This window comes from Nocardia sp. (genome assembly GCF_025465275.1).
In the GTDB taxonomy this organism is placed as follows: Bacteria; Actinomycetota; Actinomycetes; order Mycobacteriales; family Mycobacteriaceae; genus Nocardia.
Genome location: NZ_JAODNK010000101.1, coordinates 1 through 20,483, shown reverse-complemented (window position 1 = coordinate 20,483; position 20,483 = coordinate 1). Strand labels below are relative to the sequence as shown.

The window sequence follows — 20,483 nt, the reverse complement described above, 5'->3', positions numbered from 1 at the left end:
CGGGGTGGAGCCGATCGGAATCGACTCCACCCCGGCATATCCCGAGATCACTGGGAGCAGTATGAACCCCGAGCCAGAGACCGGCGCCCTCCTCCAGATCGCCGGTTTGACCAAGCGCTATCCGGGCGTCACCGCCCTGGGTGGTGTGGACCTGAGCGTCCGCGCCGGTGAAATCCACGTGCTGATAGGCGAAAACGGTGCGGGCAAATCGACGCTGGTGAAATGCCTTGCGGGCGTGGAACAGCCGGACGCGGGCCGGATGATTATCGGTGGCGCCGAGCACCACCCCGCCGATACCGCCGCCGCACTGCGCGCCGGAATCCAGGTCGTACACCAGGAATTGGCGCTGCTACCGGCCCTCACGGTCGCCGAGAACCTCTTCTTGCAGCACCTGCCGCGCCGGTTCGGCATTGTCGACCGCCGCGCCATGCGGGTGCGCGCCGAGAGCCTGCTCGAACAGGTCGGCCTCGAGGTGTCACCGGATATCCCGGTCGGCCGGCTGGGCATTGCGCAACAGCAGTTGATCGAGATCGCCAAGGCGCTGTCCACCGAATGTCGGCTGCTGATCATGGATGAGCCGACCTCGACGCTCACCCCGCGCGAGACCGCGACACTGTTCAAGGTGATGCGCCGGCTCAGAACGGATGGTGTCGCGATCATCTTCATCTCCCATCACCTCGACGAGATCTTCGAGATCGGCGACCGAGTCACGGTGCTGCGCAATGGAACCAGCGTCGCCGCGCGTGAGATCGCCGATATCGACATTCCGGGTTTGGTCCGCATGATGGTCGGGCGTGACCTGGCTGCCGAGTTCCCGCCGGTCACCGCGCGGCCCAGGGGGGACGAAATACTGTGCGTCAGTGACCTTTCCGTCGCGGCGCGGACACCACCGATCTCGTTCGCCGTATGCGCGGGTGAGGTCGTCGGCGTCGCGGGACTCGTGGGTTCCGGGCGCACCGAGGCGATGCGCGCGATTTTCGGCGCGGATCGGCCGGTGCGCGGCGCCGTCTCCGTGCGCGGCCGCGATGCGCGGATCAGGAGCCCGCGCGACGCCGTCCGGCGCGGCATCAGTTTCCTGACCGAAGATCGCAAAGCGCAGGGACTGGTACTGGATCTATCGATCGCCGCGAATCTCAGCCTGGCCTCCCTGGACAAGGTCAGCCGGTCGGGGCTACTCTGGAGGAGGACCGAAACCGACTCTGCCCGTGAGCTTTCCGAAAAGCTCCGGATCAAGGCGAGCGGACCGGAGCAGACCGTTCGATCACTGTCCGGCGGCAATCAGCAGAAGGTTGTGCTCGGTCGCTGGCTGGCCGCCGATGCCGATTTGCTGATAGTCGACGAGCCCACGCGCGGCATCGATGTCGGCGCCCGCTACGAGATCCACCAACTCCTGCTCGACCTGGCCGATGCGGGCAAGGGTGTGCTGGTGGTGTCCTCCGATCTGTCCGAACTCATCGGCATCTGCGACCGCATCCTCGTCTTCTCGGCCGGACGGATCGCCGGTGCGGTCGGCCGCGCGGATTTCGACGCGGAACACATCCTCAATCTCGCCTACTCCGGCTATCTGAAGAACGGCAGTGCAGCATGACTTCTCTCAGCACGGCGCGCGCCGACAACCGTGCCGGACGGGTGCTGAGCCAGGTGCTCGGCGAGGCCGGTATCGGTGTCGCGCTGGTCGCGCTGGCGGCGTTCTTCCTCGCTGCCGCACCGCATTTCGCGACAACGGGCAATATTCGCGACATCATGACCCAGATCACGCTCAATACCGTGCTGGCAGTGGGCATGACGTTCGTGATCCTGGTCGGCGGCATCGATCTTTCGGTCGGTTCGGTCATCGCGCTGTGTGCGGTGGTGGCGGGCAAGGCGATGGAGAACGGCGGCTCGTCCGCGATTCCGGCCGCCCTCGGCCTCAGCGTTCTCATCGGCGCGGTCTGCGGCCTGATCAACGGCTTCGTCACCGAGCGCTGGCGGGTGCCGTCGTTCATCGTCACGCTCGGCATGCTCTATGTCGCGCGCGGGGCGGCCGAGCAGTACACCGGCGCTCGGACGATCTACAACCTGCCCGGCGCGATGACGAGCTTCGGCACGGCGACCGTCGCCGGTATTCCGGCGGTCTTCGCGGTGGCGCTGCTGATCGTCGCGGTGGCCTGGTTCGTGCTGTCCCGCACCGTCTTCGGGCGGTTGGTCTACGCGACGGGCAATAATGAAGAGGCGGTGCGACTTTCGGGCCACCGAACCAATCTGATCAAGATCGTCTGCTTCGTCATCGGCGGACTGTGCGTCGGAGTGGCCGCCGTGATCTATATGGCCCGGCTCGGCGTGGCCAGCCCGATCCTCGGCCAGGGTTACGAACTCAATGCCATTGCCGCCGTGGTGATCGGCGGCGCCAGCCTGTCCGGCGGCCGCGGTTCGGTGATCGGCACCCTGCTCGGCGCCTGCCTGCTCGGTGTGCTGACCAACGGCCTGCTGCTCATGGGCGTTTCGGACTTCCAGCGAACCATGGTGACCGGCACCGTCATCATCGTCGCCGTCATCCTCGACTCCTATCGCAAACAACTGATGACCCGACTCTCCAGCGGCTCCTGACCGGCCCCAGGACAGCGTGTCGCCGCAACGTTTCGGTGCGGCACTGTCCCGGGCTGTCAGCGGACGGCGGTAGTGTCTGCGGGCGTGACGACAGCCTCCGAACCCGTCAGCGTGGACACCACAGGTGCCGCGAGCACCGTGAGCACAGGAACCGAGAGCGCCGTTCGACTCGGCAGCGTCAGTCGGCGTATCGCCGATGAGCTGGGCGTGCGGGACGAGCAGGTGCGTGCGACCATCGAACTACTGGACGGCGGCTCGACCGTGCCGTTCGTGGCCCGCTACCGCAAGGAGGTCACCGGCGGGCTCGACGACGCTCAGCTCCGTACGCTCGATGAGCGTCTGCACTACCTGCGCGAACTCGACGAGCGCCGCGGTTCGATCATCGAATCCATACGCGGCCAGGGCAAATTGGATCCCGAACTGCATTCGCAGCTCATGCTCGCCGATACCAAGGCCCGCCTCGAAGACATCTACCTGCCGTACAAGCCGAAGCGGCGCACCAAGGCGCAGATCGCGCGCGAAGCCGGGCACGAGCCCGTCGCCGATGCCCTGATCAACGATCCGGCCACCGATCCCGCGCAGTACAACGCCGAACAGCTCGACGGTGCGCGTTCCATCCTGGTCGAGCGTTTTGCCGAAGATGCCGACCTGGTCGGTGAACTGCGCGAGCTCATGTGGACGCGCGGACAGGTCAGCTCCAGCGTGCGTGCCGGCAAGGAGGAGGCGGGGTCCAAGTTCTCCGACTACTTCGAATTCAGCGAGCCGTTCACCAAGCTGCCCTCGCACCGCATTCTGGCGCTGCTGCGCGGTGAGAAGGAAGAGGTGCTCACCCTGCACCTCGCGGCCGACGCGGACACAGTGTCCAATGGGGGCTCCGCAAGCTCCGCCCCTCCCGAGCCCGGCGAGCGCACCATTTACGAGGGCCGCATCGCCTACAAGTTCGGCATTGCCGAGCGGGGGCGTGCGGCCGACACCTGGCTGCTGGACACCGTGCGCTGGGCGTGGCGGACCAAGCTGCTGGTGAGCCTGGGCATCGATACTCGAATGCGCCTGCGCCAGTCCGCCGAACGCGATGCGGTCGACGTATTCGCCATGAACCTGCGTGACCTGCTGCTGGCCGCGCCCGCCGGTACCCGCACCACCATGGGCCTGGACCCGGGCTTCCGCACCGGTGTGAAGGTGGCCGTGGTCGACTCCACCGGCAAGGCCGTCGCCACCGAGGTCATCTACCCGCACACGGGGCAGACCGAGAAGTCGCTCGCAGTGCTCGGCGCGCTGGTCGCGCGATTCAATGTGGAGCTCATCGCCATCGGCAACGGCACCGCCTCCCGCGAGACCGATGCCCTTGCCGCCGAGCTCATCTCGCGCATTCCGGAAAACAAGCCCACCAAGATCGTGGTCTCCGAAGCGGGCGCCTCGGTGTACTCGGCCTCGGCGTACGCCTCGGTGGAGTTGCCCGATATGGATGTGTCCCTGCGTGGAGCGGTCTCCATCGCACGCCGGCTGCAGGACCCGCTCGCCGAGCTGGTGAAGATCGACCCCAAGTCCATCGGCGTCGGCCAGTACCAGCACGACATCTCCGAAACCCTGCTCGCGCGCTCGCTCGGCGCGGTGGTCGAAGATGCGGTGAACGCGGTCGGGGTGGACGTCAATACCGCGTCGGTGCCGCTGCTGTCGCGCGTTTCCGGCATTACCGGCTCGGTCGCGGAAAGCATTGTCGCGCACCGCGATGCCAATGGTCCCTTCCGCAGCCGCACCGCACTGCTGAGCGTGCCGCGCCTGGGCCCCAAGGCTTTCGAGCAGTGCGCGGGCTTCCTCCGCATTCGCGAGGGCGAGGATCCGCTCGACACCTCGTCCGTGCACCCGGAGGCGTACCCCGTCGTCCGCCGCATGCTCGAAGCCAGCGGCCGCGGCGTGCACGAGCTCATCGGCAACACCACGGCGCTGCGCTCCCTGCGGCCCGCGGACTTCACCGATGAGCGCTTCGGTGTCCCGACCGTCACCGACATCATCGCCGAACTCGAGAAGCCCGGCCGCGACCCGCGTCCCGAATTCAAGACCGCCGAATTCGCCGCGGGCATCGAGAAGGTCGGCGATCTCGAGCCCGGCATGGTGCTCGAAGGTGTGGTCACCAATGTGGCCGCGTTCGGCGCCTTCATCGATATCGGCGTCCACCAGGACGGCCTGGTGCACGTCTCCGCCATGTCGCACAACTTCATCAAGGACCCGCGCGAGGTCGTGAAGTCCGGTGATGTGGTGAAGGTCAAGGTCATGGAGGTGGATGTGCAGCGCCAGCGCATCGGCCTGTCCCTGCGCCTCGACGACGAGCCCGGCGCTCCGAAACCCGAACGCGGCGAAGGCCGTCCGCGCGGCGGCCAGGGCCAGCGCCCGCCGGCCAATGACAACCGCCCCCGCCAGGGTGGCCAGGGCAACCCCCGCCAAGGTGGCCAAGGCGGCGGCGCACGCCAGGGTGGCCAAGACGGCGCCGCACGCCAGGGTGGCCAAGGCGGCGGCGCACGCCAGGGTGGGCAGGGCGGCGCGGCACGCCAGGGTGGGCAGGGCGGCGGCGCCCGCCAGCAGGGCAACCGCCCGCAGTCCGCCCCGAGCGGTTCCATGGCCGACGCCCTCCGCAAGGCCGGCTTCGGCAAATAATCACACAGTCCGAAATCGCAGGCCAGCCACAAGAAGTGGCTGCCCTGCGGCATTCCGGCCGCCGTGCCACACCAGTTCAGCCAGGCCTCCCGGCAGTTGGACCCCTGGCCTCCGGCAGTTGGGGCCCTGGCCTCCGGCAGATGGCCCCCGTCATCCCGGCATGCTTTTGGCCGGGATCCACACCGTCACGACCACGAGGCTCGAGGGATTCAGTCCACTTCGGAGCGACAGGTAGCGTTGCTTCGTCAGGGTGTTTGCGGAGTGACGCGGAGGCGACGAGGGCATGGGACATGTGCGGCGGTGGTGGATCGATGGTGTGGTGGATACCGGCCGACTGCCCCTGGCGTGCCTATTGCTCGGATTCATCGTCGGTTTTCTGCTGATTCGAATCAGCGTGCGGCTCATCCGGAAAGAAGTCCGGTGGTGGCCGGGCAATGTGCGGGCCGGCGATGTGCACATTCACCACATGGTGTTCGGCGTGATTCTGGTGCTCACCTCGGGAGTGGGTCTGGTCACCCTCTACGACAGCAGCGTCGGGGTCATCAGTGTCTTCGCGGCGGTCTTCGGGGTCGGCGCGGCGCTGGTGCTCGACGAGTTCGCGCTCATCTACTACCTGCGTGACGTGTATTGGGAGGAGCAGGGCCGCACCTCCGTGGACGCCGTCTTCGTGGCGGTCGCCGTGACCGGTCTGCTGTTGCTCGGCTTCCATCCGCTGTGGCTGCTCAATCTCGGTGATGTCCGCCATGATCCGAACTCCGCCGACCGCACCTTCGTGATCGTGTTCGCGCTGGTGAATCTGGTGCTGGCCGCGATTGTCATTGCCAAGGGCAAGATCTGGACGGGTCTGTTCGGGATGTTCTTCCTGCCGCTGCTGTTGATCGGCGCGCTGCGTTTGAGCCGTCCGGGCGCGCCCTGGGCACGGTGGCGCTATTCCTCGCGCGCGGGGCTCATGCGGCGGGCCGTGGTGCGGGAACGCCGGTACCGAAGGCCGATGATCCGGGCGAAGATTTTCGTCCAGGATCTGGTGGCCGGTAAGCCCGATGTCGCGCATGTGCGCCGGGCCGCGGAGGAGGAGTTGGCACGCACCGTGCTTCCGGCCCCGCCCGCCCCGCCCTCGACGCACCATCTCGTAAGTAGCCGTAAGGTTGCTGACTGACGACTGGCGTGCCACTGTTGCCGAATGGGCTACGTTGTCGGCGATTACCTGCTCGATCGGCTCCACGAACTCGGTGTCACCGAAATATTCGGTGTCCCGGGGGATTTCAATCTGCAATTCCTCGACCACGTGGTCGAGCACCGCGGCATCCGCTGGGTCGGCAGCGCCAATGAGCTCAATGCCGGTTACGCCGCCGACGGTTACGCCCGGCTACGCGGCATCGGCGCGGTTGTCACCACCTACGGTGTCGGCGAGCTCAGCGCGGTCAATGCCATTGCGGGCAGCTATGCCGAATACGTGCCGGTCGTGCACATCGTCGGCGTGCCGGCCAAGGACATCCAAGCCAATCATCGCGTCATCCACCACACCCTCGGCGACGGCGATTTCCATCACTTCCGGCGCATTGCCGCCGAAGTCACCTGCGCCCAGGCCGATCTGGGCGCGGCCGATGCCTGTCAGGAAATCGACCGGGTACTGAATTCGGTACTGGTGCACCGCCGCCCGGGCTATCTGATGCTCGCCACCGATACCGCGCGCGTGGAGGTCTATCCGCCGACCGCGCCGCTGTCTCCACCCGCGGACTTCAGCAGTGCCGGTGCGCGAATGGCTTTCGAGCAGGCCGCCCTCGACTTCCTCGCCGACCGCCGGGTGACCGTGCTGGCCGACGTCTTCGTCAACCGCATCGGCGCGACCGAGCAATTGCGGACGCTGCTGCACGCTGCCGATTTGCCGCACGCCACGCTCGCCTGGGGCAAAACGCTGGTGGACGAATCGACCCCGAACTTCCTCGGCGTCTACACCGGTGCGGCCTCACCCGAGGCGGTGCGCGCGGCGGTCGAGGATTCCGAGCGCCTGGTGACGGTCGGCGTGCAGTACACCGACAGCATCACCGCCGGATTCAGCCATCGCATCGACCCGCGCCGGACCATCGATATCGGCCCGGAACGCACCGTCATCGGCGGTATGGACGCCTACGCACCGCTGTCCCTGACCGCTGCCCTGGAAATCCTGACGAGGATTTCCGGCTCGTTCGCCGAACCGGACGCGACCACCCCGGCCGCCGATGTCATCCCGATAGTCACCGATCCCGGCGAGACCCCGCTCACCCAGGCGACCCTGTGGCCGCTGGTCGCCGGGGCCCTCGATAACAACAATGTGGTTGTCGCAGACCAGGGTTCGGCCTTCTTCGGCCTGGCCGCCCTGCGCATGCCCGCCGGCATCACCTTCGTCGGCCAGCCGCTGTGGGGTTCCATCGGCTACGCCCTGCCCGCCGCGCTCGGCGCCGGGCTGGCCTGTCCGGACCGCCGTCCCGTCCTGGTGATCGGCGACGGTGCCGCCCAGCTGTCCATTCAGGAACTCGGCACCTGGATCCGGGAACGCCTGACCGGCGTCATCATCCTGGTCGACAACAATGGCTACGCCATCGAGCGTGCCATTCACGGTGCGAACGCGCCCTACAACGACATCGCGCCCTGGCGCTGGGGTGAACTGCCCCACGCTTTCGGTGGCGACGAGGATTCGGTGCTGACGCTGCGAGCCACTACGGTCGGAGAACTGCGCGAGTGCATGGAGGTTGCTGCGGCCGCCCAGGACTGCCTGGTATTCCTGCAGGTCGTCACGGGCGCCACCGACTATCCGCCGCTGGTATCGGATATCGCCTCCGCGATCACCCGGGCGAATACCGGGTCGTAGCCGGTGCGAGGGGCCCCGATTTCCGGGTCGGTCCCACCATCTGGCACTATGGTCAGGTTGCCTTGGGCGCTTTCATGCCTGGGCACCGCCCATTATCCGGAGCACGAACCGGTAGAGCATCTCCACTCGAGGTAGCCGCCAGGTTCCTCTGTTCGCGCGAACATCATAAGGACGGAAATGAACACCCTCGACTTCGTCGACGAAAAGTCGCTCCGCAGCGACATCCCGGCTTTCCGCCCGGGTGACACGGTCAACGTGCACGTGAAGGTTATCGAAGGCAACAAGGAGCGCGTCCAGGTCTTCAAGGGCGTCGTCATCCGCCGCCAGAACGGTGGCATCCGCGAGACCTTCACGGTCCGCAAGGTGTCGTTCGGTGTCGGCGTGGAGCGCACCTTCCCGGTGCACTCCCCGAACATCGCGAGCCTCGAGATCGTCACCCGTGGTGACGTCCGTCGCGCCAAGCTGTACTACCTGCGCGATCTGCGTGGCAAGGCTGCGAAGATCAAGGAAAAGCGCTGAAGTAGCTTTTTGCTCCGAACGCCGAGTAGCCCGGCACCGCATAGTTCTTCGCGGTGCCGGGCTACTCTGTTCCGGTGGCAGACGAGAGCGAGTCGTTGACGGTGTCCGGACCCGGCGACGAGGGCCGTGCGGATGAGGCGACGACCACCAAGCCGAAGAAGAAGCAGCGGCCGTTCTGGCAGGAACTGCCGATGCTCATCGGCATTGCCGCGGTGATCACCGCACTGGTCGTGACTTTCATCGGCCGGCCGTACGTGATCCCCTCGCAGTCGATGGAACCGACCCTGCACGGTTGCACCGGTTGCACCGGTGACCGCATCTACGTGCAGAAGCTGAGTTACTACTTCGGCGATCCCAAGCCGGGTGATGTGGTGGTGTTCGTCGGGCCGAGTGATTCCTGGAACAAGCACTACACGTCGATCCGCTCGCGGAACACCGTGGTGCGCGGCGCCCAGAACTTCTTCTCCTTCTTCGGACTGGTGCCGCCGGACGAGAACGATCTGGTGAAGCGGGTCATCGCCACCGGCGGGCAGACCGTGCAGTGCTGTGATGCGCAGGGCCGCATCCTGGTCGACGGGAAGCCGCTCGACGAGCCGTATGTGGTGGCCGAACGCAATAACCCGTTCGATCCCGCGCATCCCGATATTCAGTTCAATGCCGGCGGCCGCGCGTTCGGGCCGGTGAAGGTGCCGGACGGCAATCTGTGGGTCATGGGCGACAATCGCCGCGAATCCGCCGATTCGCGCTACCACCAGGACGATCAGTACCACGGCACGGTGCCCGTCTCGGATGTGCGCGGCAAGGCGGTCTACAAGATCTGGCCGCTGGGCCGGATCGGATTCGTGCGCGCACAAGACCCACAGACCAACTGAGTCCTGCGGGATAATCGACCGGTGGGGAAGATGGCGAACGGTGCGGGTACGCGGGCCGCGAGCGGTCCGGCGCGGAAGCCGCGCGGCGGCAAAATGATTCAGCAGCAGCCGATCGAACGCGGCGACTGGCCGCCACGCGTGGTCATGCGCCGCGCCGGCGGGCTACGCACCCTGGAATCGGCGCTCATCCGCAGCGGGCTCGGTCCCGTCGCGGGTGTCGACGAGGCGGGTCGCGGCCCGTGCGCGGGACCGCTGGTGGTGGCCGCCTGCCTGCTGGCGCCCAAGGCGTACACCTCGCTCGCCGGGCTCGACGATTCCAAGAAACTCACCGAATCCGCGCGCGAGGAACTGTTCCCGATCATCAAGCGGGTCGCGCTGGCCTGGAAGGTGATCGTGGTCCCGGCCTGGGAGATCGACTCCATCGGTATCCACGTCGCCAATATCGAAGGCATGCGGCGTGCGGTGGCGGGGCTGGACCCGGTGCCCGGGTACGTTCTCACCGATGGGTTCCGCGTGCCGGGCATTCCGGTGCCGTCGCTGCCGGTGATCGGTGGTGACGCGACGGCGGCCTGTATCGCCGCGGCGAGCGTGCTCGCCAAGGTGACCAGGGACCGCATGATGGTGCAGCTCGACGAGCAATTCCCCGGCTATGGATTTGCCGGGCACAAGGGCTACAACACGCCCGAACACACCGAGGCTCTGCAGCGGTTGGGCGTCACCAGTGAGCACCGGCGGTCCTGGCGCAATGTGCGGGAGACCGGCCGGGTGGCTACCGATACCGCGTATGCGGGATGATGTCTCTACACCCAGTAGGGCGACAAGGAGGACGTTCCACCCGATGAGCGCCGAGGATCTCGAGAAATACGAAACCGAGATGGAACTCTCGCTATATCGAGAGTACAAGGACATCGTCGGCCAGTTCTCGTATGTGGTGGAGACCGAGCGCCGCTTCTACCTGGCCAACACAGTCGAGCTGCGGCCGCAGAACGCTGACGGCGAGGTGTACTTCGAGGTGCGCATGTCCGATGCGTGGGTCTGGGATATGTACCGGCCCGCCCGCTTCGTGAAGCACGTTCGAGTCATCACCTTCAAGGATGTCAATATCGAGGAGCTGGAGAAGCCTGACCTGCGGCTTCCTGAGTAGTCCACAAGCTTCTCGCTATCCACAGGCAATTCTGTTTCCGCAGGTCGGCATGGCGGGGTCCCTTCTGGGCCCGGCCATGCTGGCTGAATGGGAGACAATCTCGCGCTGGGCGCACACGGGGAGGAACTGGCGGCGCGGTATCTGCGCGACGCCGGTATGGAGATCGTTGCCCGCAATTGGCGGTGCCGGTACGGCGAACTCGATCTGATCGGCCGTGACCGCGCGGGCGTCACGGTGTTCATCGAGGTCAAGACCCGTCGCGGGCTCGCCTACGGACCGCCCGCCGAAGCGGTCACCTTTCTCAAACAGCAGCGAATACGCCGCCTAGCGCTGCTGTGGCTGCACGAGCAGGGCGGCCCGTGGTCGCGGGTCCGGTTCGATGTGGTGTCGGTGCTGATGCGGCCCGGGACAGCGCCGGTGATCGATCACCTCGAGGCGGTGTTCTGAAATGCCTTTGGGGAGGGCGTATTCGGTGGCAGTTGCCGGGGTGGACGGGCAATTGGTCGAGATCGAAGCTGATATCGGGCAGGGACTGCCGTCGGTGCATCTGGTGGGGCGGCCGGACACCACACTGCAGGAGTCCCGGGATCGCGTGCGGGCAGCGGTCACGAATACGGGGGAGAAGTGGCCGGACGGGCGGGTGATCCTGGCGCTGTCTCCGGCGACCTTGCCCAAGGTCGGCAGCGTTTACGATCTTGCGCTGGCGGCGGCCGTACTCGATGCGGCCGGGTCCATTCCGGCGCAGCGTCTCGCCGATGTGGTGCTGCTCGGTGAATTGGCTCTCGACGGGCGCATACGCCGGGTGCGAGGCATTCTGCCCGCGGTGCTGGCGGCGCGTACGGCCGGGCGGAGCACGGTAGTGGTTCCCACCGCGGCATTGGCCGAAGCCGGGCTCGTGGACGGTATTCGGGTGCTCGGCGCAGCGACGCTGGGCGAGCTGGTGGACTGGCTGCGCGGCGGTAATGAACTCACCCTGCCCGATCCCGTACAGCCCGCTCCCATCCCGTCCATCGGTGACCTGAGCGAGGTGGTCGGCCAGGACGAGGCCCGCTGGGCCCTGGAGGTGGCTGCCGCCGGCGGGCACCATCTGCTGCTCACCGGGCCGCCCGGAATCGGCAAAACCATGCTGGCACAACGCCTTCCGAGTCTGCTCCCGCCGCTGCGGGAACGAGAATCCCTGGAGGTCACAGCCATTCACTCGGTGGCGGGCATCCTCTCCGACGACCACCCCCTGATCTTCGCCCCACCGTTCGTCGCCCCGCACCACTCATCGTCGGTGACCTCCATGATCGGCGGCGGATCAGGCACCGCACGCCCGGGCGCGGTCAGCTGTGCTCATCGCGGCGTCCTCTTTCTCGACGAGTGCGCTGAGATTGGAAGCAAGGTTCTCGAAGCCCTTCGAACTCCCTTGGAGGAGGGCGAAGTTCGCATTGCCCGGCGCGACGGGGTCGCGCGGTATCCGGCCAGATTTCAGCTGGTGCTGGCCGCCAACCCCTGCCCGTGTGCGCCCGCCCGCGATATCGATTGCATCTGTGCACCTTTGGCTCGCCGCCGCTACCTCGGCAAACTGTCGGGTCCACTGCTCGACCGCATCGATCTGGCGGTCCAGATGCATGCACAGTCGGCAGGCGCCTTCAGCGGTGACGAGGTCGAGAACAGCGAGGTGGTCCGGGCCCGCGTGACCGCAGCGCGCAATGCCGCGGCCAAGCGCTGGGAGAGCCTGGGCCTGTCCACCAACGCCGAAGTCCCGGGACACATTCTGCGCCAGCAATTCCGGCTGCCACGGGAGGCGCTGGCCCCTGTCGAGACCGCCCTGAGCCACGGCCGCATGTCGGCCCGAGGCGCGGATCGCGCAATCCGAGTCGCCTGGACCGTCAGCGACTTGCGCGGCAGCGACATCCCCAATGCCCAGGACGTACTGCAGGCATTGAGCTTCCGCCAGCGAGGTGTGGCATGAGCGACATGCTGCCCGAACAACACCGAGCCTCGGCAGCCCCGGAGTGGTCGCCCGCCCGCGGTGCTGCCGATGCGCCGGAGTTGTCGGCCCGAGGCCCTGCTACCGAGTCCATCGGTCGAGTCATCGACGTGACTGATCGCGCCGCGGAAGAGGGCGATCCTGTCGCGGGGGTGAGCAAGCCTCCTATCGACTCAGTCGGCGCTGCGGCAGCGCCGACTGGATCACTTGCCAGTCCGAACGGGATTCCTGCTGTTCTGAACGGCATGCCCTCCGAGCCGAGTGGGTTGGTTGTGGGTTCGACCAGGCCGCTCGCCAATCCCAATGAGCCAGTGGCCGATCGTGGGACCCCGGCTAGTCCGGGCTGGTCTGCGGATGGTGCTGATGAGCCAATTCGTATGGATCGGTCCGATGCTGATGAGCGGAGGCTGGCTTGGGTCTATTTGTCTCGGGTGGTTGAGGGGCCCTGTGCGGCTTTGTCTTTGCTGATCGAATCGGTGGGGGTGGTGGAGGCGGCTCGGGCGGTGCGGGAGTGTGCGCTGCCGGAGGTGTTGCGGGGGCCGACCGAGTTGCGGCGTGGAATCGACCGGGCCGAGCAGGATTTGGCATTGATGGATCGGCTGGATGGGCGGGTGGTGACGCCGGATGATCCGGAGTGGCCGGCTTGGCGGATGCTCGGGTTGCGGCAGTTGGATCCGGCGCAGGATGAGGCTGCTGCGGTGCCGCTTGTGCTGTGGGCGCGCGGGCCGCGCTCGCTGGTGGAGTGCACCGAGCGGGCGGTGGCGGTGGTGGGTGCGCGGTGCAGCACCGGGTATGGGAATCACGCCACGGGGGAGATAGCCGGGGAATTGGCGGTGCGCGGGTGGACGGTGGTGTCCGGTGCGGCTTTCGGGATCGACGGGATGGCTCATCGCGCTGCGCTGGCGGTCGGCGGCTGCACGGTCGCCGTCCTGGCCTGCGGGCCCGACCGCCCGTACCCGGTGCAGCACGATCGCCTGCTGGCCGAGATTGCCGCGACCGGGCTGGTCGTCACCGAATATCCGCCCGGAACCGCAGTGCGCAAACACTATTTCCTGGCTCGCAATCGCCTCATCGCCGCGCTGGCCGATGCCGTTGTGGTGGTGGAGGCGGGTGCCCGCAGCGGTGCGCGCAATACCGTGAAATGGACTCGCCGCCTTGGCCGCCCGGCCCTCGCCGTCCCGGGTCCGATCACCTCCGCCGCATCGGTCGGCTGCCACCGCATGATCCGCGAGGGCGAGGCCTTCATCGCCACCACAGCCGCCGAAATACTCGACGAAGCGGGCCCGCTGCGCCTGTCCCTGCCCGGCGTCGTCCCGCCCTCCCCGGAGGACAACCTCTCCGGCCACGAGGCGCTACTCTTCGCCGCCCTCCCCACAATCGGCTCCCGGCTCCCACGCGCCCTGGTTACGGACACCGGCCTGCCCCTGCCGGCAGTCCGCGCCACCCTCTCCGCCCTCGAAATCGCAGGCCTCGTCGCCTGCGACGACAACGGCTGGCACCGCCTCGCCCAATCGAACCGGCAGCACCCGTAATTCGATACGGCAGCCGTGGCCCCGCCGGTGAACGACGGCCCGGTTCCATGCGCGCGGAAGCCTCGCACTGGTGGCACTGGTGGCACTGGTGGCACTGGCTCGTCTGTGCCGGTCTTATGGCTGGACTCCACTGAGTTTCGAGTTGTGGCGGTGGTGGCAGCTATGTCGGAGCAGAGTGCACCGGCCGGAATGGGGGGGATTCTGTGCGGGGAAGGTTGTTGTGACCTCTGCGGAGGTCGGCAGTCGGCGGCGCGGGGGCTTGCTTTGCGGGGGAGGGGCGGTGACCGTGGGGGCATGAGTGGATTGCCCGAAGATCTGGAGGCGCTGCTGGCCGAGTACGGGCGGCATTTGCGCCTGGGGCGGAATCGGTCGGAGCACACGGTGCGGGCATACGTGGGGGATGCGCGGTCGCTATTGGAGCATTTGCTGGGGCGGGCGGCGGATTCCGGTGTCGGCGAGGTGGATTTGGCATTGTTGCGGTCCTGGCTGGCGCAGCAGGCGGCGGCCGGGGCGGCGCGGACCACGATGGCGCGCCGCACCTCCGCGGCGCGCACCTTCACCGCCTGGTTGGCGCATACGGGGCGACTGGGGGTGGATCCGGGGCCACGGCTGGGATCGGCACGGGCGCATCGGGTGCTGCCCGCGGTGCTGGGTCAGGAACAGGCGCGGGCTGCCATGGATGCCGCGGAATCCGGTGCGGCACAGCATGACCCGATGGCATTGCGCGATCGGCTGATCGTGGAGATGTTGTACGCGACCGGGATTCGGGTCAGTGAGCTGTGCGGGCTGGATATCGAGGATGTGGATCGCGAGCGGCGGCTGGTGCGCGTGCTCGGCAAGGGCAACAAGGAGCGGGCGGTGCCGTTCGGCGGACCGGCAGACAAGGCGCTGGACGCCTGGCTCCGGCACGGTCGTGCCGCCTTCGCGAGTCCGACATCCGGCCGGGCGCTGCTGCTCGGCCGCCGGGGCGGCCGACTGGATCAGCGGCAGGCCAGGACCGTTGTGCACGAAGTGGTTTCCGCCATTCCCGGCGCACCCGATATGGGGCCGCACGGTTTCCGGCATACCGCTGCCACCCACCTGTTGGAGGGCGGCGCGGATCTGCGTGTGGTGCAGGAGATTCTGGGTCATGCCAGCATGGCCACCACCCAGCTCTACACGCACGTCTCCATAGATCGGCTGAAGAAGGTCCACGATCAAGCCCACCCCCGCGCCTGACCTCATGCAGCGAATTCCCGACTCCGTCGAGCTGCGTCCAGGCGCGGCGGTTTCACCGGTGATCCTGCATATCCCGCACTCCGCGCGGGACATGCCGCAGCCGGTCCGTGCCGAAATCCAGCTCGATGATCAGCAGCTCGCCCGCGAACTGGACCACATCACGGACGCGCACACCGCACTGCTCGCCGAAACGGCCGCCGGGCTCTCGGCCGTCCGCCCCTGGCAGTTCGTGAACCGGTTGTCCCGCCTGGTAGTCGATCCCGAACGCTTTCCGGACGAGCGGGAGGAAATGCTCGCGGTCGGCATGGGCGCGGTCTACACGCAGACGACATATCGAACTCCGCTGCGCCCCGAGAACTTCGATCCCTCCGCCCTCCTCGACCGCTACTTCCATCCGTACGCCCGGGCGATGACGACAGTGGTCGCCGACCGCCTGCGCGCGACCGGACGGGCCGTCATCATCGACGTGCACTCCTATCCCACCGCCCGGCTGCCGTATGAATTGCACGGCGACGGTATCCGTCCGCCGATCTGCTTGGGCGCGGACGACTTCCACACGCCCCCGGACCTGCTTGCTCGGGCTGCGAGGAATTTCGGCGATTTCGGTGGTGTTGGTGTCAACAGCCCGTTCACGGGAACCTATGTCCCACTGGAGTTCTACGGCACCGAACCGCAGGTCACCGCTCTCATGGTGGAGATCCGCCGCGATACCTACATGACAGAACCTGGCGGCCCGCCCGGACCGGGTCTAGGCGGTCTGGCCGCAGCTATGGCGGCACTTATCGACGAATTGCCGTGATCAACGCAGTATCGAAAACTCTATCGACGAGCTATCGACAATCATGCTACGGTCTATTAGGTAACCCTAATTATGGAGGTGCCCCCTTGGCTCGCGCGCGCACAACTTTTGTGGTTCAGAACACCATCCGTCTGACCGATCATCTGATTCGTGTCCACCTGGGCGGCCCCGGCTTCGCGTCGTTCCAGCCCAACGGCTGCACCGACGCCTACGTCAAACTCGCCTTCCCCGGCGCGGACGGCGACATCATGCGCACCTACACCGTGCGCTCGGTGGATCCCGCCGCGCAGGAGATCGCCATCGATTTCGTGTACCACGGCGATGAGGGCGTCGCAGGTCCCTGGGCTGCTGCCGCGGAGCCGGGCGACACGATCGACCTGCTCGGTCCCGGAGGTGCGTACGCACCCCGCTCGGACGCCGACTGGCATCTGCTAGCCGGCGACGACTCCGCGCTGCCCGCCATCGCAGCGGCCTCCGAGGCGCTGCCCGCCGATGCGATCGGCCGCGTATTCGTAGAGGTCGACGGCCCCGCAGACGAAGTCGCCTTCGTGCACCCCGAGGCTGTGACCCTCACCTGGGTGCATCGTGAGGGCGCGGAACCGGGAGTGCGCCTCGCCGCCGCCGTGCGTGCCGAGTCCTGGCTCGACGGCCAGGCCCAGGTATTCATCCATGGTGAAGCCCAAGCCGTCATGCACGATCTGCGCCCGTATGTCCGCAAGGAGCACGGTGTGACCGCCGAGTGGGCATCGATCTCCGGTTATTGGCGGCGCGGCCGCACCGAAGAGGGTTTCCGCCGCTGGAAGTCCGAGCTCGCCGAAACCGAGAAGTCCACTCCCGCAGGCATATAGCCCCGATCGGCAGGCAGTCGCGAGGGCGGCGGCGCAGTCGATGTGGTGTGCGAAAGTCCGCCGCATCGGCAGCGCGACGCGCAGCGTTGAAAGGTCGACGCATGCGGATCGTCACCGTAGCGTCGATGATCGTGACGACCGAACGAACAGCAGGCCCACTACCCCTGCGTGAACGTCTCCGCGCCGCCCTGCCGATCGCCATGAAAGCGCGCGACAAAAGCGCGACCGCAGCTTTGCGCTCCGCCCTCGGCGCGATCGACAATGCCGAAGCGGTCGACGGCTCGGAAGTGCGCGCAGGCGCAATCGAAACCAGCGCAGTCGGATTGGGCGCCGCCGAGCGCCCCCGCCGCGAACTCGGCGAGTCCGATATCGAAGCGATAGTCCACACCGAAATCGACGAACGACTCACCGCGGCAACCGAATACGAATCCCTGAGCGGTGGAGCCGACCGGGCGGCCACCCTCCGCGCCGAAGCCGCCACCCTCGCAGCCCACCTCGGCAACGGCTGACCGAGCCGCCCTGCCGCTTACATCGGCACCGGGGCCACGCACACATCGAGCCCGCGAACCTGCTGCTCGCGCTGGTGGCATCGGGCGGGTGCGCCGAGCGCGGCACCGGAGGTCCCGGCAGCTCGCTGTCGCTGGCCGGTCACTTCCATGGCGTAGCCCGGAATACGCACGGGTCGGCCACATTCCGGTGCCTCGAAGATCCGCTCGAGGTTGTCAGCGCGGCTGAATGGTGGCGATGTACCGTGCTGCGAACCAGTGCTGGATCAGCCGGACCACCGGTCCACCGACTCGGGTGTACCAGGCGCCGGGCCGGGAGAATGCGGCGACGATGCCGTAGACCGATTCGTCGGCCGGGTCGTATTCGACGGCGAACAGCTCCTCTCCGCTCTCGGGATGGCCGGGCAGGGTGCCGTAGGCGAAGCCGCGCCGGTTCGGTTCGTCCAGGACGTACACCACCCGGCAGGGTGCGCTGATGCCGAGCGGGCCGAGGCCGAGGCGGACGGTCAGTTCGGTGCCGAGTTCGGCGTTCGGGGTGGTGGCCTGTTCGAAAATGCCGGTGCCCCGCTGCATGCGGTACGCCAGGATCTGGGTACCCGCCTCCTCGAACAGCGCACGGCCCGAACCGATTCGGCGGCGAATCCGGAAGTGGTGGTACCCCGGTGGGAATTCGCCCCGGGTGGCTCCGACATCGGGATACGTGAACGGGACCGTGGCGGGATTCTGCGGCATACCCACATCCTGACCGGCCCGCCGCAGCCTCGGATAGAGGCGGGCCCGGTGTGGCTCGTCTCAGCCGCTCCCGCGTAGCGATTCCGATACCAGCGGCTGGAGCCGAATGGGCGCGCGCCGAACCAGCCCTAGCGGATCGAGGTAATCGTGCCCGCGCCGCAGACCCCAGTGCAGGCACGCGCCGACCGGGCAGCGGTCGTGGCCGGATTGCAGCACGCCGATTTGCATGCCTCGAATTACTCTGCGCCCCAACGGAAGTGACGACTTCACCGGTTCATAGGTGGTGCGCAGCCCGCCGGCGTGATCGATCGACAGCACGGGTTTGCCCGCCACGGTCCCGGCAAATGCGACCGTCCCGTCTCCCGCGGCCAGCACCTGCTGCCCGGGACTTCCGCCCAGATCCACGCCGCGATGCCCCGGCAGCCAGTCCCGCTCGGGTTTGTCGAACGCCCGCACCACCGCCGGTCGCGGCTGTAGCGGCCAATCGAACCCGCCGACCGGCGCGGCAAAACACTGCGGCGCGAGCAGGACCAGCCAGCCGAGCACGATCGACACGATCAGGCGCATACCTTCACTGTGCGCGCCCGCAAACCCGTCCGGGCTACCGTGAATGCGAATTGTGGATACCCGCACGATTGTGAATACCGTGTGGTTGAAAAGGACCGGACCAGCTGTCCGATGCCGCACACCCGCACACGAAGGAGAAGCTGATGGGCTCCGCCGAGCCGTCCGGCAGCACCGCTGATTCGGATATGGCAGCGGTCGAACGCGAGATCGCCGCGACCGAAGCGAAGGTCGAAGAGCTCATCGAGGCCGAGGAGCAGGAACTCGACTACCGCTTCACCCTCGCCAACGAGCGCACCTTCCTCGCCTGGATACGCACCGCCCTGGGCCTGCTCGCCGGTGGTGTGGCGGTTCATGAACTGGTGAAACCCTTCCGCCACCACGGTGTCCGGTCCGCGGTCGCGATGAGTTGCATCGCGCTGGCCGGCGTCGTCGCGCTCGGCGCCTACGGCCGCTGGCGGCATGTGCAGGAGTCCATGCAGCGTGGTGACAAGCTCCCGCGCACGCTCATGGTGCCCATTCTGGCCGGCGGTATCGCGGTCATCGCGGTACTCGCCGGCATCGGCCTGCTGCTGTCGTGAGCAGCCCGGAGGCGGGCCTCGCGGCGGAGCGCACCGCGCTGGCGTGGCGGCGAACGGCAATCTCGTCGATGGCGAACGCGGTCCTGTTCCTGAAGGTCGCGTACAGCAGTGATTGGCCTCCGGTGTCGGTGGCCGCACTCATGGCGACTATCGCATTGCTGGTGGTCACGGCGGTGTGCGTGCAGCGCGGCCGGGTGCTGCATTCGCATCGCAAGGGTGCGTGGAGCCAGGGCTATCGCGGCATCGCCGCGGTGGCGGTAGCGGTCGGCGGCGTGGTAGCCGTCGCCCTGGTGCTCTCGATCGAATACGCGCTCACGCAGAAGTGAGTATGCCCAGGCCAGAAGCCTGCGGGCAGGGCGATTTCGGTCTCGGATAACAACACCGTAAACTGATCGAGCGGTTTGCTTGACTGCAGACCGACTTCGCGCGCCCACATCGAGGGTCGTCGGCTGGTCCCCCTGTTTTTTTGCGGAGGGTCCGGCGGCCGTGGGCGCCAGGGCAGAGGTCGCCGATCTCTGTGTCAACCAGCAATTGAAAGGGTTACGTAGCCATGCCTGTCGTAACAATGAGGCAGCTGCTCGACAGCGGCGCGCACTTCGGTCACCAGACCCGTCGTTGGAACCCGAAGATGAAGCGTTTCATCTTCACCGACCGCAACGGCATCTACATCATCGATCTGCAGCAGACGCTGACCTACATCGATACCGCCTACGAGTTCGTCAAGGAGACTGTCGCCCACGGCGGCACCGTGCTCTTCGTCGGCACCAAGAAGCAGGCGCAGGAGTCCATCGCGGCCGAGGCGACTCGTGTCGGGATGCCCTACGTGAACCAGCGCTGGCTGGGCGGCATGCTCACCAACTTCTCCACCGTGCACAAGCGGTTGCAGCGGCTCAAGGAGCTCGAGGCGATGGAGCAGACCGGTGGCTTTGAGGGCCGCACCAAGAAAGAAATCTTGATGCTGACCCGCGAGAAGAACAAGCTCGAGCGCAGCCTCGGCGGTATCCGCGACATGGCGAAGGTGCCGTCGGCGGTCTGGATCGTCGACACCAACAAGGAACACATCGCCGTCGGCGAGGCCCGCAAGTTGGGTATCCCGGTGATCGCGAT

Annotated in this window: 22 protein-coding genes; 19 read left to right on the top strand and 3 right to left on the bottom strand. The window is 67.0% G+C overall.

Annotated elements, in window-relative coordinates:
* Positions 1-61: 61 nt before the first annotated feature.
* From JWN03_RS23885 to JWN03_RS23810, 16 genes are all read left to right on the top strand, one after another.
* Positions 62-1,588, top strand: coding sequence for a sugar ABC transporter ATP-binding protein (locus JWN03_RS23885; protein ID WP_297619124.1), 1,527 nt, complete (start codon positions 62-64; stop codon positions 1,586-1,588).
* The gene (locus JWN03_RS23880) at positions 1,585-2,586 is read left to right on the top strand and encodes an ABC transporter permease (RefSeq protein WP_297619121.1); all 1,002 of its coding nucleotides are present in this window, start codon (positions 1,585-1,587) and stop codon (positions 2,584-2,586) included. The genes JWN03_RS23885 and JWN03_RS23880 overlap by 4 nt, the downstream gene beginning before the upstream one ends.
* Positions 2,587-2,724: 138 nt before the next feature.
* Complete coding sequence (locus JWN03_RS23875) at positions 2,725-5,238, top strand: Tex family protein (RefSeq protein WP_297619119.1); 2,514 nt, start codon at positions 2,725-2,727, stop codon at positions 5,236-5,238.
* A 283-nt stretch (positions 5,239-5,521) separates the two neighbouring features.
* Entirely contained in the window at positions 5,522-6,394 is an 873-nt protein-coding gene (locus tag JWN03_RS23870; RefSeq protein WP_297619116.1) for a hypothetical protein, read from the top strand.
* Positions 6,395-6,418: 24 nt separating this feature from the next.
* Positions 6,419-8,086 (top strand): alpha-keto acid decarboxylase family protein, encoded by a 1,668-nt coding sequence (locus JWN03_RS23865; RefSeq protein ID WP_297619113.1) that lies wholly within the window; start codon positions 6,419-6,421, stop codon positions 8,084-8,086.
* Positions 8,087-8,263: 177 nt separating this feature from the next.
* Positions 8,264-8,605, top strand: a complete 342-nt coding sequence (gene rplS, locus JWN03_RS23860) for a 50S ribosomal protein L19 (RefSeq protein WP_297619111.1) — start codon at positions 8,264-8,266, stop codon at positions 8,603-8,605.
* 74 nt (positions 8,606-8,679) lie between these two features.
* A complete protein-coding gene (lepB, locus tag JWN03_RS23855) occupies positions 8,680-9,477 on the top strand; it encodes a signal peptidase I (protein WP_441343042.1) in 798 nt (265 codons plus the stop codon).
* Between the two features lie 93 nt (positions 9,478-9,570).
* A complete protein-coding gene (locus JWN03_RS23850) occupies positions 9,571-10,272 on the top strand; it encodes a ribonuclease HII (protein WP_297619162.1) in 702 nt (233 codons plus the stop codon).
* Between the two features lie 43 nt (positions 10,273-10,315).
* A complete protein-coding gene (locus JWN03_RS23845; protein WP_067514125.1) occupies positions 10,316-10,621 on the top strand; it encodes a DUF2469 domain-containing protein in 306 nt (101 codons plus the stop codon).
* An 87-nt stretch (positions 10,622-10,708) separates the two neighbouring features.
* Positions 10,709-11,068: a YraN family protein gene (locus JWN03_RS23840; RefSeq protein ID WP_297619104.1), complete on the top strand. Its 360-nt coding sequence runs from the start codon at positions 10,709-10,711 to the stop codon at positions 11,066-11,068.
* Between the two features lies 1 nt (position 11,069).
* Entirely contained in the window at positions 11,070-12,578 is a 1,509-nt protein-coding gene (locus JWN03_RS23835) for a YifB family Mg chelatase-like AAA ATPase (protein ID WP_297619102.1), read from the top strand.
* Between the two features lie 395 nt (positions 12,579-12,973).
* On the top strand, positions 12,974-14,128 hold the full coding sequence (gene dprA, locus JWN03_RS23830) for a DNA-processing protein DprA (protein WP_297619099.1): 1,155 nt from the start codon (positions 12,974-12,976) through the stop codon (positions 14,126-14,128).
* A gap of 294 nt (positions 14,129-14,422) precedes the next feature.
* Positions 14,423-15,346: a tyrosine recombinase XerC gene (locus tag JWN03_RS23825; protein ID WP_297619097.1), complete on the top strand. Its 924-nt coding sequence runs from the start codon at positions 14,423-14,425 to the stop codon at positions 15,344-15,346.
* A 4-nt stretch (positions 15,347-15,350) separates the two neighbouring features.
* Positions 15,351-16,145 carry an N-formylglutamate amidohydrolase gene (locus tag JWN03_RS23820; protein WP_297619094.1) on the top strand — a complete coding sequence of 265 codons (795 nt, stop codon included), beginning with the start codon at positions 15,351-15,353 and terminating at the stop codon, positions 16,143-16,145.
* A gap of 86 nt (positions 16,146-16,231) precedes the next feature.
* On the top strand, positions 16,232-16,993 hold the full coding sequence (locus JWN03_RS23815; RefSeq protein WP_297619091.1) for a siderophore-interacting protein: 762 nt from the start codon (positions 16,232-16,234) through the stop codon (positions 16,991-16,993).
* A 101-nt stretch (positions 16,994-17,094) separates the two neighbouring features.
* Complete coding sequence (locus JWN03_RS23810; protein ID WP_297619088.1) at positions 17,095-17,502, top strand: hypothetical protein; 408 nt, start codon at positions 17,095-17,097, stop codon at positions 17,500-17,502.
* A 17-nt stretch (positions 17,503-17,519) separates the two neighbouring features.
* On the opposite strand, the gene JWN03_RS23805 is transcribed toward JWN03_RS23810, so the two are convergent.
* Genes JWN03_RS23805 through JWN03_RS23795 form a run of 3 tightly spaced genes read right to left on the bottom strand, consistent with a single transcriptional unit; the run spans position 17,520 to position 18,798 of the window.
* Positions 17,520-17,672 carry a hypothetical protein gene (locus JWN03_RS23805; RefSeq protein WP_297619085.1) on the bottom strand — a complete coding sequence of 51 codons (153 nt, stop codon included), beginning with the start codon at positions 17,670-17,672 and terminating at the stop codon, positions 17,520-17,522.
* Between the two features lie 43 nt (positions 17,673-17,715).
* A complete protein-coding gene (locus JWN03_RS23800) occupies positions 17,716-18,231 on the bottom strand; it encodes a DUF1990 family protein (RefSeq protein ID WP_297619082.1) in 516 nt (171 codons plus the stop codon).
* 60 nt (positions 18,232-18,291) lie between these two features.
* On the bottom strand, positions 18,292-18,798 hold the full coding sequence (locus JWN03_RS23795; protein ID WP_297619080.1) for a M23 family metallopeptidase: 507 nt from the start codon (positions 18,796-18,798) through the stop codon (positions 18,292-18,294).
* A gap of 143 nt (positions 18,799-18,941) precedes the next feature.
* Here JWN03_RS23795 and JWN03_RS23790 point away from each other — a divergent pair, with 143 nt between their 5' ends.
* From JWN03_RS23790 to rpsB, 3 genes are all read left to right on the top strand, one after another.
* Positions 18,942-19,376: a YidH family protein gene (locus JWN03_RS23790; RefSeq protein ID WP_297619077.1), complete on the top strand. Its 435-nt coding sequence runs from the start codon at positions 18,942-18,944 to the stop codon at positions 19,374-19,376.
* The gene (locus JWN03_RS23785; RefSeq protein WP_297619075.1) at positions 19,373-19,702 is read left to right on the top strand and encodes a DUF202 domain-containing protein; all 330 of its coding nucleotides are present in this window, start codon (positions 19,373-19,375) and stop codon (positions 19,700-19,702) included. Before JWN03_RS23790 ends, JWN03_RS23785 begins: the two co-directional genes overlap by 4 nt.
* Positions 19,703-19,926: 224 nt before the next feature.
* A partial coding sequence (rpsB, locus tag JWN03_RS23780; protein ID WP_297619072.1) for a 30S ribosomal protein S2 occupies positions 19,927-20,483 on the top strand: 557 nt, incomplete at its 3' end.

Excerpts from the sequence above, each read along its gene's own strand:
- JWN03_RS23885 (WP_297619124.1), top strand. The coding sequence starts at position 62 with ATGAACCCCGAGCCAGAGACCGGCGCCCTCCTCCAGATCGCCGGTTTG.
- JWN03_RS23880 (WP_297619121.1), top strand. The coding sequence starts at position 1,585 with ATGACTTCTCTCAGCACGGCGCGCGCCGACAACCGTGCCGGACGGGTG.
- JWN03_RS23870 (WP_297619116.1), top strand. The coding sequence starts at position 5,522 with ATGGGACATGTGCGGCGGTGGTGGATCGATGGTGTGGTGGATACCGGC.
- JWN03_RS23865 (WP_297619113.1), top strand. The coding sequence starts at position 6,419 with ATGGGCTACGTTGTCGGCGATTACCTGCTCGATCGGCTCCACGAACTC.
- rplS (WP_297619111.1), top strand. The coding sequence starts at position 8,264 with ATGAACACCCTCGACTTCGTCGACGAAAAGTCGCTCCGCAGCGACATC.
- JWN03_RS23850 (WP_297619162.1), top strand. The coding sequence starts at position 9,571 with ATGATTCAGCAGCAGCCGATCGAACGCGGCGACTGGCCGCCACGCGTG.
- JWN03_RS23845 (WP_067514125.1), top strand. The coding sequence starts at position 10,316 with ATGAGCGCCGAGGATCTCGAGAAATACGAAACCGAGATGGAACTCTCG.
- JWN03_RS23840 (WP_297619104.1), top strand. The coding sequence starts at position 10,709 with ATGGGAGACAATCTCGCGCTGGGCGCACACGGGGAGGAACTGGCGGCG.
- JWN03_RS23835 (WP_297619102.1), top strand. The coding sequence starts at position 11,070 with ATGCCTTTGGGGAGGGCGTATTCGGTGGCAGTTGCCGGGGTGGACGGG.
- dprA (WP_297619099.1), top strand. The coding sequence starts at position 12,974 with ATGGATCGGTCCGATGCTGATGAGCGGAGGCTGGCTTGGGTCTATTTG.
- JWN03_RS23825 (WP_297619097.1), top strand. The coding sequence starts at position 14,423 with ATGAGTGGATTGCCCGAAGATCTGGAGGCGCTGCTGGCCGAGTACGGG.
- JWN03_RS23820 (WP_297619094.1), top strand. The coding sequence starts at position 15,351 with ATGCAGCGAATTCCCGACTCCGTCGAGCTGCGTCCAGGCGCGGCGGTT.
- JWN03_RS23810 (WP_297619088.1), top strand. The coding sequence starts at position 17,095 with ATGCGGATCGTCACCGTAGCGTCGATGATCGTGACGACCGAACGAACA.
- JWN03_RS23800 (WP_297619082.1), bottom strand. The coding sequence starts at position 18,231 with ATGCCGCAGAATCCCGCCACGGTCCCGTTCACGTATCCCGATGTCGGA.
- JWN03_RS23795 (WP_297619080.1), bottom strand. The coding sequence starts at position 18,798 with ATGCGCCTGATCGTGTCGATCGTGCTCGGCTGGCTGGTCCTGCTCGCG.
- JWN03_RS23790 (WP_297619077.1), top strand. The coding sequence starts at position 18,942 with ATGGGCTCCGCCGAGCCGTCCGGCAGCACCGCTGATTCGGATATGGCA.